The sequence below is a fragment of the Trinickia sp. genome (assembly GCF_057351765.1).
In genome coordinates this window covers 93,051-105,434 of record NZ_JBMRBK010000054.1, presented here as the reverse complement: position 1 = coordinate 105,434, position 12,384 = coordinate 93,051, and the positions used below count along the sequence as shown (strand labels likewise).

The window sequence follows — 12,384 nt, the reverse complement described above, 5'->3', positions numbered from 1 at the left end:
GTAAGTTGTCACGCCCGCGGTCTTCGCAAAGTCGCCCCAACTGGCCCAACGGGACAATTCGGCGTCGTCATTGCTGAGGTACAGCAGCCCACACCGATGAAAGCCCGTGTCTTCGCCCGTTTCGATCGCAAATCGTTGCCACAGCTCGAGACTCTTGCTCGCCATCGGCAATTCGCGCGCGTCGCGGTTCTGCTGCCGGCACCAGCCCCAATTGCGGCTCGACTGCTCGGCGCCGATTCTCCCCTTCTCGACCAGCGCGACCGAAACCCCGCGCCGGGCCAGGTAGTAGGCTGCAAAGACGCCGATGATGCCGCCACCGATCACCACCACGTCGGCAGCGGCCGGCAGCGTGGGCGAAGTTTGAATCTGCTGCAGCGGGGGCGACATGATCAGCCTCGCTCGGTTGAAGTCTGAACGTTCTGCGTCACGTAGAATTTCGCTACGCGCTCGCTACTCTCCCATCCGATCGGCGCGCCCTGGGGCACGAAGATCGCGTCGCCGGTGCCAAGCGACAGCACGCTGCCATCAGGCGCCGCGAATCGCACGCTGCCGGCCACGAGATGCATGAACTCGTTCACGCGATGCGGCCGGACGATCCGATGGTAAGGCGTCGAATCCCACGTACCCGCGCGGTACTCCGCGCTTTCATCGGCGAATACGTTGGCACTTCGGCACTGCGGGGCGGGACCCAGCAGCACGTCAGCAGGTAGTGTTGCGGACGGCTTGAAGTCAGCGTCAACGCGCAAGGGGAATAGCCCGCTCTTCGTGGGGCCGTTGCAACGCGCCACACAGGACACGAAAACCGTGCGCGATTCGGCCCTGACGCGAAGCGCAGTGCCGCAGCCGATCACGACGCCCGCTTGCGGGCCGAGTTCCAACGGCGCCATTTCGGCCGCTTCCAGCGTGAGATGGCCTTCGACAACGACGATGGTCTCGGTGTGCGGAAAGCGCGCTATGTCGAGCTCGCCAATAAAGCTCACACGGCCCGCGGCCATCGAATCGGGGCCTTCCCAAGCGATCTCCCGATGTTGCCCGAACGGGTCGTTGGCGCCGAATGCGGCTCTGCGGAAGGCGGTTGAAAGAGCCGCACCCTCGGCACGGTGCAATACGAATGCTACGGTCACTTTTGCTCCTACGGATCTAGCGAGTGATGGTTCGTTTATCTAATTGAAATTAAATCAGCGACGGCTTTCCGCCTATGCTGAATTAGGAGGTCCAAAGCGCAGTTTCATGCGCTTTTGAGGGGGTTCACGGAAGTTCCCGCGATGCAAGACGGTGCGCTCCCACTGTGAGCGGGCGGATCTTCGATGTGGTGTGTCAGCACATGGCGCAGAAATTCTCGCGTACGCGCTTCCCGCGGCGAGCCGAGCACTTCTTTCGCACTGCCCTCCTCGATGATGAGGCCCGCATGCAGAAAGCAGACACGGTCGGCCACTTCGCGGGCGAACCCCATCTCGTGCGTGACGACGAGCATCGTCATCCCTTCGCGCGCCAGCGTGCGCATGACACTCAGCACCTCGCCCACGAGTTCAGGGTCAAGGGCCGAGGTCGGCTCGTCGAACAGGATGGCCTTGGGCTTCATTGCGAGCGACCGTGCGATCGCGACCCGCTGCTGTTGGCCGCCCGACAGTTGATGCGGATACGCGTCGATTTTCTGGCCGAGGCCGACCTTGTGCAGCAATTCGATTGCCTCGCGCCGTGCCTGCCCGACCGACTCGCGCTTCACGTGTACCGGCCCCTCCATTACGTTCTCGACCGCAGTACGGTGTGGGAACAGATTGAAGCGCTGGAAGACCATGCCGACCTGGGTGCGCAGTTGATTGATATGGCGGGAGCGTTGCTCGACGACTTGATCCAGCAGTTTGATCTCGCCCGAATCATAGGACTCGAGCGCGTTGATGCATCGAAGCAGCGTCGACTTTCCTGAACCCGATGCGCCGATCAGACAAACGACCTCGCCCTCAGCCACCTTCAACGTAATGCCTTTGAGCACCGGCACGTCGCCGAAGCTTTTATGGACGTTCGTGATTTCGATCATTGCAACCTCACTTCACCTTGTGTTTTCCGAAGCGCCGTTCGAGCGTCCTGGTCAAACTCATCAACGGAAGGCTCATCGCGAGATATCCCGCCGCGACGAGTGTGTAGACCTCCAGATTCTGGAAGGTCGCGGCCGCAATCAGCGATCCTTGGCGCGTCATCTCGGAGACGGTGATCGTCGATGCGAGAGACGAGTCCTTGAGCATCGATACAAGTGTGTTGCTATAGGGCGGCAGCGCAACCTTGATCGCTTGAGGAAGAATCACCCGGGTCATGGTCTTGATGCGACCCATCCCGATCGATTGTGCGGCTTCGTATTGACCTTGATCCACCGACTCGATGCCCGACCGGATGATTTCCGCGACATATGTGGAATATCCGAATGCGAGCCCCACGATGCTCGCTTGCAGCGCGCTCATCTGCAGATGGATCGAGGGAAATACGAAGTAAATGTAGAACAGCAGTACGATCATCGGCAGCCCACGGACCAGATTGATCAACGTGGTGGCCGCGCGCCTGACCGACCCATGCCGTGACATCTTCAGGAGCGCCCAAACGAGACCGAGCGCGGTACTTAGAATCAGACAGCTAACGGTGATGAAGATCGTCATCCCGGCCCCCTGAAGCAGAATCGGGACAAATTCGACTATGTCGCTCCAACGCATGATTCGCCTTTCTAATAATCGTTTCACTGCTTAACCCGGCGCCGATCTTCGTCGTAGCGGCCGAACGTCGGTCGGCTCGCACGCTACGCTCGGATACTCGCGCACACTGGGCCGTCTCCTAATCTACCGGCCATACTCATGGACGCCCTCCTGGCCGGGTCGCGGCTGACGCAGGACCCAGCCGGAAATGCGTCGCGATCCACCCTGCAAGAAACGATCAGGCGTCCTCGTATCAACCACCGAACTTCCATTTTTTCAGGATGCCGTCCAGCGTTCCGTCCGCCTTGATTTTTGCCAACCCATCGTTGATCTTCGCAAGCAACGCAGCATTTCCCTTCTTCACGCCGAATGCAATGGGCACCCTCCGCAGCGGCGTAAACCCATCCACGACCCGACAGCCCTGCAGCGTGCCTGCCGCTTCCTGAGCCTTCCAGACGGGATAGTCGTTGAACGCAGCCGCAATACGGCCCAACGCGACATCGCGCGCCATGTCGGCTCCTGTGTTGTATAGCTTGACCTCCTTGAAGATGCCGAGCTTCATTAGTTCTTCTGAGGTTTCCTCGCCAACGCCCGCTCCGACAACCGTGCCCTTCAGATCTTGAATCGTGCGGTAGTTGTTCTTGTCCGAAGCATTGACAATGATCCCTTTGCCAAAAAACGCCACCGGCTGCGAGAAGTCGATCACTTCTTCGCGCTTCGGCGTCGGCGTCATGCCCGCAACGATGAGGTCGATCTTGTCGGAGACGACGGATTGGATCAGTGCCGAGAACGGGATGACGTCGAAGGACACATCGAAACCCTCGCGTTTCCCGATAGCGCGAATCACATCCGGCATGACCCCTTGAATCTCGTGCGTTTTCATATCCAGGAATGCATTCGGCACGCTCGATGGCGTGGTCCCCGCAGAAACGTTGACTGGCGCTGCCCATGCATGACCGGCGCCAAACGCCGCGGGGATGGCGATGGCAGCAGCAGATAGAAGGCGCCGGAAGAAGCAGACACGCGAGCGGCAGACGCGTTGCGATGTATATGAGTACATGACAGATCCTCAACGAAAATTCATCAGATAGGCAAGGACGTACCGGATCGGGCCCGTGTGTTGCAGTGGGACGCCCACCGCATGCGCCAAGTCCATGCCGCGAACTATAGGAAAGAATCTTTTGCCAGTGCTTAATATCCAAAAAATCCAACGTTAAAGCCCATTTAATGCTGGGGGTGACGCGACCTTCTCCGCACCGACATTCAACGGGGCTTAACGGCCAGTTTATTCTCCGTTAAGCACAAATTCGCGGCTAACTTCTATAGTGGCTTTTCCTCAAGCGCCACACGGCATCGACACCGACCGCGCCAAGAGTTGCCAGGAGCCACTGATGAATTTGGAGTCGTTGAATACACCCGCTGCAGTGATCGATGTCGCGCGTATGCACCGCAACATCGAACGGATGCAGCAACGCATGAATGCGCTCGGCGTGAGGTTCCGCCCGCACGTCAAGACGACTAAATGCGAGCAGGTAGTCCGGGCACAAATGGATGCCGGAGCACGCGGCATCACCGTATCCACACTTAAGGAAGCCGAACAATTCTTCGCAAGCGGCATTCGCGACATCGTCTACGCGGTGGGCATGGCGCCGGCAAAACTCGCGCAGGCGCTGGCACTGCGCCGACAAGGCTGCGATCTGAAGATCGTTGCCGACAGCGTCGCCTGCGCCGAGGCCATCGCCGCGTTCGGTCGAGCGTACGAAGAGCCCTTCGAGGTCTGGATCGAGATCGACGTGGATGGTCATCGCTCAGGTATCACACCCGATGACGACGCGCTTCTCGCTGTCGCAGCGACCCTATCGAATGGCGGCATGCATCTTGGCGGCGTGTTGGCCCATGCCGGCTCGAGCTACGACTACGATACCCGTGAAGAGCTCGTGCAGATCGCGGAGCAGGAACGCTCGCGCTGCGTGCGTGCCGCTGAACGCATTCGGGCAGCGGGCCTACGGTGCGACGTCGTGAGCATCGGATCGACACCGACAGCGTTGGCCGCCGAACATCTGGAGGGCGTGACCGAAGTTCGCGCAGGCGTCTACGTCATGTTCGATCTCGTCATGCACAACATCGGCGTGAACGACGCGTCCGAGATTGCATTGAGCGTGTTGACTACCGTCATCGGACATCAGAGCGAGAAAGGCTGGGCCATCGTCGATGCGGGGTGGATGGCCATGAGCCGCGACCGTGGCACTCAGCGCCAGAAGCGCGACTTTGGTTACGGGCTCGTGTGCAGCGAAAACGGAGAGGTGCTTGGCGAGTATGTGATGAGCGGTGCGAACCAGGAGCACGGAATCGTCTCCCGGTCGGGTACGCCGGATCACGAGATCGAGAAACGTTTTCCGATCGGGACGCGCCTTCGGATACTGCCCAATCATGCGTGCGCCACCGGCGCACAGCATCCCGCCTATCAGGCCGTCGGCCCTGACGGCAATGTCGAAACCTGGCCGCGGTTCTATGGCTGGTAACGAGCGCCGAATTCGAATCCATAGAGAGGTAGCCTCGTTATGAAGTATGTCTCGACCCGTGGTGCCAGCGCCGGCCTGCGGTTTTCCGAAGTATTGATGGAAGGACTGGCGGCCGATGGTGGCCTCTATGTGCCCACCAGCTATCCCAAGGTCGACGACGCAACGCTGCAGCACTGGCGCGGCCTGTCGTATCCCGAGTTGGCCTTCGAGATCGCTTCGCTGTACATCGACGACATTCCCGCTGACGAACTGCGCACCATCATCGCCAGGACCTACACGCAGGACACGTTCGGCTCGGTGCAGATCGCGCCTTTGCGGAAGCTCGACGAATCGATTGCTTTGCTCAACCTGTCCAACGGTCCAACGTTCGCGTTCAAGGACATGGCGATGCAGTTGCTTGGCAAGCTTTTCGAAGCCGAGTTGGGGCGCCGCGACACAGAACTGAACATTCTCGGTGCCACCTCGGGCGATACCGGCAGCGCCGCGGAATATGCGATGCGCGGCAAGCGGAACATCCAGGTTTTCATGCTGAGCCCGTCTGGCCGCATGAGTCGGTTCCAACAGGCGCAGATGTTCAGTTTGCACGACGAGAACATCCACAATCTCGCCATCGAAGGTAGCTTCGACACGTGCCAGGACATCGTCAAGGCTGTTTCAGCAGACCTGACCTTCAAGCGGCGGTACAGCATTGGCACCGTCAATTCCATCAACTGGGCACGGCTGCTGGCACAGGTCGTCTACTATTTTTCCGGCTATTTCCAGGCTACGAACGACAACAGCGAACGCGTCTCGTTCTGCGTCCCTTCGGGCAATTTCGGCAACATATGCGCCGGCCACGTCGCCCGCATGATGGGGTTGCCGATCGAAAGACTGGTGCTGGCGACAAACGAGAACGACGTGCTCGACGAATTTTTCAAGACCGGCCGATATCGTGTGCGCACCAGTAACGAGACGATGGTGACTTCGAGTCCGTCGATGGATATTGCGAAGGCGTCGAACGTCGAACGTTTCGTGTTCGATCTGCTCGGCCGGGACGCGGAACGCATTCGACGGCTGTTTGGCACTGAGCTCTCAGCGTGCCGTCAGTTCAGCCTGACGGCGGAGGAGATATCGCGCATCGCCAGCTACGGTTTCGTGTCGGGCAAGAGTACGCACGTAGACCGGGTGCAGACCATCTCCGATACATGGGAGCGCCATCGCACGATGATCGACCCGCACACGGCCGATGGCGTTAAGGTCGCGCGCGAACATCTCCGCCCCGGTGTTCGCACCATCGTGCTCGAGACCGCGCTGCCGCTGAAGTTCGAGGACATCATCCGTGAGGCAACGGGCCAGGCCGCGCCGCGCCCGGCAGCTGTGGCCGACCTGGAGCATCGCACGAGGCGCTGCGAACCGATGGCGCCGTCGGCAGACGCGGTGATGGCATACATCGCTCGGCATTACAGCCACTGACAACGCACAGAGAGTTTGCCATGGCTGTGTTTACGTGATCGCGCCGATCGCTGAGGAATTTGATATGACCCAACGTTACGCATTGCACGATCTGATCCATTCAGACAATTTCATCGACGGTAAGTGGGTTTCTGCCAGGAGCGGCAAGCGCTTTGCCGTGACTGACCCAGCGACGAGCGACGTCATCGCCCAAGTGGCCGACAGCGGCCCCGCCGATGCCCGCGCCGCCACAGATGCCGCCGCACGCGCCCTCCCCGCTTGGCGCGATACCTTGCCAAAGGACCGCGCCGCGGTATTGCATCGCTGGCATGCTCTCATCCTCGAGCACGCGGATACGCTCGGGCGCCTGATCTCGCTGGAACAGGGGAAGCCTTTCGCGGAAGGGCGTGGCGAAGTGATGTACGGCGCATCATACGTCGCGTGGTTCGCAAATGAAGCGGCGCGCATCTACGGTGACATCATCCCGCAGCAGCAGCGCGGCAAGCGCATGAGCGCGGTGAAGGAACCTGTGGGGATCGTGGCAGCCATCACACCGTGGAATTTTCCGCTCGCGATGATCGCGCGCAAGATCGCGCCAGCGCTCGCGGCGGGCTGCACGGTGGTCAGTAAGCCGTCCGAGGACACGCCGCTCACCGCATTCGCGTTGGTCTTCCTCGCGCACGAAGCAGGCATTCCGGCGGGCGTCATCAACCTCATTGGCGCATCGCGAGATAGCGCGGTTGCTTCCGTAAAAGCGTGGTTGGACGACAGCCGCGTGCGCAAGATCACCTTCACCGGGTCGACATCTGTTGGCAAGTATCTCGCACGCGAATCAGCCGGCACGTTGAAGAAGCTTTCGCTCGAACTCGGCGGCAATGCGCCATTTATCGTGTTCGAGGACGCGGACCTCGATGCCGCCGTCGCGGGCCTGATGGCATCGAAGTTTCGCAACGGTGGGCAGACGTGCGTGTCGCCGAATCGCGTGTACGTGCAAGCGTCGATCTACGACAAGTTCGCGGACTTGCTGGCAGCGCGCGTCGCCGCGCTGAAGGTCGCGCCAGCGACCGATCCCGACGCGCAAATTGGGCCGATGATCAATGCCCGCGCAGTCGAGAAGATCGCGCAGCATGTAAGCGATGCGATTCAGTGCGGCGCCCGAGTGCTTACGGGTGGCACGCGCCTGACAGAACGCGGCCCGAACTACTACGCGCCGACCGTGCTCGCCGGCGCCACGCCGGAGATGCGTTTGAGCAGCGAGGAAACATTCGGCCCCGTCGTGCCGCTGTTCCGCTTCGACGACGAAGACGAAGTGGTTCGGGCGGCCAACGACACACCGTTCGGCCTCGCGACCTATTTCTACAGCCAGGATTTGCGCCGCATCGACCGCGTATCGCGCCAGCTCGAAGCGGGACTCGTCGGCATCAACGAAGGCGCGCTGTCGAGTGAGGCCGCACCGTTCGGCGGCGTGAAAGAATCGGGCTATGGCCGCGAAGGCTCCAAGTATGGCCTCGATGATTACCTCTCGACCAAGTATCTCTGTCAAGGCAACCTCGAATGAGCCTGTTCGACGCTCGCGCTTTCGGCAGCGTCGCCGCGTGCCGAAAGCGACGGCATCGAGCACATCACGGGGCCTTGACGGTCGCCGGCCCGCGGCCGGTCCGCACTTGCAGGTGCGATTTATTCCATGCCTTGTTCATCGTATCGCCCGATCCGTCGACCCTGCTCACGGTCCGCCGAACGGCCTCGCAGGCTCCGTCGTCACTGCTCTCAAAAGCGCATCAGCCTCGAATCCCGACGCCGCAGCAATCGCTTGGGAACTTCTGACCAGGCCACCGCAAGCCATCGAATTAAAGACGGCCGTTGTTGGACTGCACTGGAGGATCAATGCTCGCTTCGTTGAAAACCATCGAAGACCCCCGGGTCGCCGGGCAATCCGTGAGCGCGATACCGTCGCTAATACCGTCAAAACGCGTTCGAACTCAGTCCTCGATACCGTCACAACCGTAACGCGGCGCAAAGATCATCGTGCTCAAAGGCGCTCGCCATGCGGGCGATCTCTGCTCGCCTGGAACCCACTTCCTGAGCGACCGTTTGCCATGTCTGGGTCACGTTGGCCACCTCCCGAATCGTGGCCCGAGCCTGCTTGAGCGACAAACCAAAGAACTCCGCGGCATTTTCTAGGAGGTCGACCGAACACGTTCCCTCGTCGAGATCGATGTTTGTCGTCAGAATGCGTGCTTTGACATCGGTTGGCGTGGGATTGAGGTCGTAGGCTGGCGACAACACCCATCCATCGCGCCCCGCCCACAGGAAGCCGTGGTTGCGCAGATGGTCATCGACGTTGGAAACCAGCACATTGAACGTCACCCGTCGATACAACTGCGCAGCATCGGCCCGAGCCTTCGCTCCGTGTTGTGTCAGCGAATCAACCAGTTCGGGATAACTGCCGCGTTGGCCATCCCGCGACCCCGTCATCGACATGGCCGAAAGGAAGGGAATGCGAATGCCTCCTGTCCGATCGAAGCGGCGCGACAGCAACACCGGCTTACCCACGACCTCTAGTAGTTCGTGATGCGGAGTAGAAATGCCCGCGCGTTCAGCCAATCGCAGGGCGATTTCCTCCCAGGTCTCGATGCTGTAGTCATCGGTCTCCTTCGGGAATTTGGCAATCGACAGATGGCCGTATTGGTCGATGACCGAGGCCTTGGGACGCGCACCACCAAGTGACGACCCTGGCGCGAAGATCAGTTGCAAATCCTCCTCGGTTTCTTCGTCGCGCAAGATGCGTTCGGTGATTTGAAGCAGCCTCCCCAATTCGATCAGCGCCGGGACCCCGGCGAGCACAGGCGACTGGAATTCTTCTTCTCCGCTCCAGCGGAATCGCAGCGCGCCCAGGCGCGTTTCATCCGCTACGCCCAGCAGATAGTCCAGTTCGCCGAGCGTGCGGACGCGCCGCCCTTCCCGTTCGGCTTGTCGACGCTCCGCACGCTGCATGAGGCGGCGCCCCCAGGTGTCCGGCGCCGAATCGCCGATCGAACCGAAAATGGGTTGGTCAGCCGGCGGGGGGAAGAGACCTCGCGTCAACGCCAGCGCTGGCTCGATCGAGAAGCGCTCGTCGTCGGCCAACCAGGTCTCGTCATATTCGAATGTGACCGTTTCTTCCCGGCGCGAGGCATGGCGCCTGAGCAGCCCCACCGGACGCGGCGAGCCGTCGAGATCGATGTATACCTCGACATCAGCCATGATCGCCCTTCCCTTTGCCACGCGGCAGCCGGATGCGCTGAGGCAACGCCGCGTTAGCCAACGACTGCCCCACTGTATCGTGGGCAGCGTCGGCAACCTCCTGTAATCCGCCTAGAAGCCCAAGCGCCAGCAGGACTGCTGCATAGATGCCGATGCTCACGCCCGGATCTCCCGCCTCAACGCGCTGCAAAGTCGCTCTCGACGTGAAAGCTCGATCGGCAATCACCGCCATGGTTAATCGGCGACGACGACGCGCGTCGTGAATATCTGCGCCCAATTTGCGCAGTGCCCGTCGGACGGCGGCAGAAGGAGCGTGAGGGGTTGGCATTTTGCTACCTTCATGGTACTTAATACCAGTTAATGTAACACGAAGATGACATTCATGTTGCCAACCCCTTCGGATTGCTGAACGGCTCGATGCCGCAAGGACACGGATCGCACATCACTGCGCGTGGGCTTTTTGCAAATCGCAAGCCCCGGGACGTAAGCGAGCAAGAGCGCAGAAACGGGGCGCGCTCTTGCGCCGCCACAGTTGCCGGCACCAAGGCAGCTAATCGGGCGTTTTCGGCCCGCATGCGAGCGAGCTCCGCGAGCAGATATTCGCGTGTGCGATTTTCTCAGTTCGGGCCCGACAGCTTGCCTTCTTTTATCGCTTCATCGGTCATGCACTATCTCCGACCAAACAAGCCCGGCCGGCGCGCATGTTCGTCGTTGCTCATCATCTCCCTCCATATTGATTGCTTGATTTCGCCCGCGAGCCACGTCTGCAATCGATTACACGAATCAATGGCGGCGACTTACCTATCGTTGTTATCCGATGACAAATCGTTCTTTCTTAAGATATCCTCATCTTGTCGATATCGCTACGGGGAGGGCAAAACATGCCCAAGGAGAACAGCGAGCGGATCCGCAATATTGTTCGAATGATACGCAAACGCGGAGCGGTCACCATTCGTGAACTGATAGACGAGTTCGAGGTTTCGAACGCGTCAATCAAGCGCGACTTTGAATACCTTAGGTCTCGGCTTGGCTGTCCTTTGGAATGGGATGGAAAGAAACGTGGCTACGTGATCAACGACGCGCATCTTCCCAACGGCGAACCGTTTGAGCTACCGGGATTGTGGTTCGACTCATCGGAGGTCTATGCGTTGCTGACGATGCTGCACCTCTTGCACGGTGTTCAACCGGGATTTTTGGACGAACACGTTGGACCGCTCAAGACGAAACTACGTCAAATGTTAGGACAGGGTGCCCACTCAGCCGCTGCTATCGAGCGTAGAGTAAAGTTGATTCACTTTGCCAGCCGCAAGGTAGCACTGAAGCATTTTCAGCTCGTTGCGAACGCCCTGCTTGATCGAAAGCGTTTGCAGATGCGCTACTGGAGCCGCGACAAGCAAGAATTAACCGTCCGCGAAGTCTCGCCTCTCCAACTCGTCTATTACCGCGAAAACTGGCTACTGGACGCGTGGTGCCACCAGAAGGATGCCATACGCTCGTTTGCTCTCGAAGCCGTCCGCGAGGTCTGCGCGATCGAAACGCCAGCGATCGACGTCAGCGCAGCAGACATGGCTGAACACTTCCAAAGTGGTTACGGAATTTTCGCTGGTAAGGCCGCCCACCGAGCGAAACTCAAATTTAGCCCAAGCCGTGCGCAGTGGGTCTCGCAAGAAACATGGCACACGAATCAGACCGCTACATGGTGTGATGACGGTAGTTACTTGCTGGAGGTTCCATACTCTAGCGATCAAGAACTGGTGATGGACCTCCTTCGGCACGGACCCGAAGTGGAAGTCCTGGAGCCTCCCGAACTGAGGCGAAAAATTCACGACGATTTGTGCATCGCAGCAGCGAAATACCAAGTTTAGGCATTTAGTGGCTCACTCTATGAGCCACCTGGTCCTATAAAATTTCCTCATCTCCGGGGAATGGTTCCGGGCTAGCGGTTCGCCGTCCTTTTTCTGGTCCATGAATCGCCCAGTGTTTCGGTCTCTAAACGTCCATGACAGTTTAATTTTTTCACACGCGATAAAGGATAGAACATGGCTCTCTACAAAAACCAGAACGTGCTTGGACAGTCAACGAGCGAAGCATTCGACGCGATACACGCCCCTGGCGTCGCGGCGCCGTACGCGGGCATCTATCGCTGCGTCAAATGCAATCATGAAATCGGAATCGCCGAGGGACACATTCTGCCGGCCCAGAATCACGCCCAGCATTCGGCCAATCTCGGGCCGATACAGTGGAAGCTCGCGGTGTACGCACAGCATAACAAGTGATAAGAATGTGCGAGCAGAGACCGAGGCACCTAACCGCCGGCCTCTGTTCCAATGCGATGCCGAGTTTGGGCATTTCGACGGCACGCGCTACACGCGCTGTTCCTGAGAAAAGCATCGGTCTAGTGATGCTGTCAAGCGCATTTGAAATCTGAACCACTTCGCGCGTGGGCGCGCAATGAAACATACCCGCGGTATCGAAGGTAGGCGTGTCTTCTTGTTCGTACACTTATT

At 59.5% G+C, this 12,384-nt stretch carries 12 protein-coding genes; 5 read left to right on the top strand and 7 right to left on the bottom strand.

What is annotated here, in order from left to right; genetic code table 11:
• The 5 genes from ACO1XS_RS15370 to ACO1XS_RS15350 form a co-directional block, all read right to left on the bottom strand.
• Nucleotides 1–387, bottom strand: a 387-nt coding sequence (locus ACO1XS_RS15370; protein WP_486391089.1) for an NAD(P)/FAD-dependent oxidoreductase, incomplete at its 3' end; no start/stop codon positions are given.
• A gap of 2 nt (nt 388–389) precedes the next feature.
• Nucleotides 390–1,124, bottom strand: a complete 735-nt coding sequence (locus ACO1XS_RS15365; protein ID WP_486391088.1) for a cupin domain-containing protein — start codon at nt 1,122–1,124, stop codon at nt 390–392.
• Nucleotides 1,125–1,228: 104 nt separating this feature from the next.
• Entirely contained in the window at nt 1,229–2,038 is an 810-nt protein-coding gene (locus tag ACO1XS_RS15360) for an amino acid ABC transporter ATP-binding protein (RefSeq protein WP_486391087.1), read from the bottom strand.
• Nucleotides 2,039–2,045: 7 nt separating this feature from the next.
• Complete coding sequence (locus ACO1XS_RS15355) at nt 2,046–2,702, bottom strand: amino acid ABC transporter permease (protein WP_331571562.1); 657 nt, start codon at nt 2,700–2,702, stop codon at nt 2,046–2,048.
• A 232-nt stretch (nt 2,703–2,934) separates the two neighbouring features.
• A complete protein-coding gene (locus ACO1XS_RS15350; RefSeq protein WP_486391086.1) occupies nt 2,935–3,741 on the bottom strand; it encodes an ABC transporter substrate-binding protein in 807 nt (268 codons plus the stop codon).
• A gap of 331 nt (nt 3,742–4,072) precedes the next feature.
• On the opposite strand from ACO1XS_RS15350, the gene ACO1XS_RS15345 reads away from it, so the two are divergent.
• From ACO1XS_RS15345 to ACO1XS_RS15335, 3 genes are all read left to right on the top strand, one after another.
• A complete protein-coding gene (locus tag ACO1XS_RS15345) occupies nt 4,073–5,203 on the top strand; it encodes a DSD1 family PLP-dependent enzyme (protein ID WP_486391085.1) in 1,131 nt (376 codons plus the stop codon).
• Nucleotides 5,204–5,242: 39 nt separating this feature from the next.
• Nucleotides 5,243–6,655 carry a threonine synthase gene (gene thrC, locus ACO1XS_RS15340; RefSeq protein WP_486391084.1) on the top strand — a complete coding sequence of 471 codons (1,413 nt, stop codon included), beginning with the start codon at nt 5,243–5,245 and terminating at the stop codon, nt 6,653–6,655.
• A gap of 64 nt (nt 6,656–6,719) precedes the next feature.
• Nucleotides 6,720–8,192 carry an NAD-dependent succinate-semialdehyde dehydrogenase gene (locus tag ACO1XS_RS15335; RefSeq protein ID WP_486391083.1) on the top strand — a complete coding sequence of 491 codons (1,473 nt, stop codon included), beginning with the start codon at nt 6,720–6,722 and terminating at the stop codon, nt 8,190–8,192.
• Nucleotides 8,193–8,629: 437 nt separating this feature from the next.
• Here ACO1XS_RS15335 and ACO1XS_RS15330 read toward each other — a convergent pair whose 3' ends face one another.
• The gene (locus ACO1XS_RS15330; protein WP_486391082.1) at nt 8,630–9,877 is read right to left on the bottom strand and encodes a type II toxin-antitoxin system HipA family toxin; all 1,248 of its coding nucleotides are present in this window, start codon (nt 9,875–9,877) and stop codon (nt 8,630–8,632) included.
• On the bottom strand, nt 9,870–10,205 hold the full coding sequence (locus tag ACO1XS_RS15325; protein ID WP_486391081.1) for a helix-turn-helix domain-containing protein: 336 nt from the start codon (nt 10,203–10,205) through the stop codon (nt 9,870–9,872). Before ACO1XS_RS15325 ends, ACO1XS_RS15330 begins: the two co-directional genes overlap by 8 nt.
• 553 nt (nt 10,206–10,758) lie before the next feature.
• Between ACO1XS_RS15325 and ACO1XS_RS15320 the strand changes: the two genes are divergently transcribed.
• Nucleotides 10,759–11,742 (top strand): helix-turn-helix transcriptional regulator, encoded by a 984-nt coding sequence (locus ACO1XS_RS15320; protein ID WP_486391080.1) that lies wholly within the window; start codon nt 10,759–10,761, stop codon nt 11,740–11,742.
• Between the two features lie 174 nt (nt 11,743–11,916).
• The gene (locus ACO1XS_RS15315) at nt 11,917–12,153 is read left to right on the top strand and encodes a protein L (protein WP_486391079.1); all 237 of its coding nucleotides are present in this window, start codon (nt 11,917–11,919) and stop codon (nt 12,151–12,153) included.
• Nucleotides 12,154–12,384: the final 231 nt, after the last annotated feature.

Bases quoted from the DNA above. Each gene is read 5' to 3' on its own strand.
- ACO1XS_RS15360 (WP_486391087.1), bottom strand. From the start codon at position 2,038: ATGATCGAAATCACGAACGTCCATAAAAGCTTCGGCGACGTGCCGGTG.
- ACO1XS_RS15355 (WP_331571562.1), bottom strand. From the start codon at position 2,702: ATGCGTTGGAGCGACATAGTCGAATTTGTCCCGATTCTGCTTCAGGGG.
- ACO1XS_RS15350 (WP_486391086.1), bottom strand. From the start codon at position 3,741: ATGTACTCATATACATCGCAACGCGTCTGCCGCTCGCGTGTCTGCTTC.
- ACO1XS_RS15345 (WP_486391085.1), top strand. From the start codon at position 4,073: ATGAATTTGGAGTCGTTGAATACACCCGCTGCAGTGATCGATGTCGCG.
- thrC (WP_486391084.1), top strand. From the start codon at position 5,243: ATGAAGTATGTCTCGACCCGTGGTGCCAGCGCCGGCCTGCGGTTTTCC.
- ACO1XS_RS15335 (WP_486391083.1), top strand. From the start codon at position 6,720: ATGACCCAACGTTACGCATTGCACGATCTGATCCATTCAGACAATTTC.
- ACO1XS_RS15330 (WP_486391082.1), bottom strand. From the start codon at position 9,877: ATGGCTGATGTCGAGGTATACATCGATCTCGACGGCTCGCCGCGTCCG.
- ACO1XS_RS15325 (WP_486391081.1), bottom strand. From the start codon at position 10,205: ATGCCAACCCCTCACGCTCCTTCTGCCGCCGTCCGACGGGCACTGCGC.
- ACO1XS_RS15320 (WP_486391080.1), top strand. From the start codon at position 10,759: ATGCCCAAGGAGAACAGCGAGCGGATCCGCAATATTGTTCGAATGATA.
- ACO1XS_RS15315 (WP_486391079.1), top strand. From the start codon at position 11,917: ATGGCTCTCTACAAAAACCAGAACGTGCTTGGACAGTCAACGAGCGAA.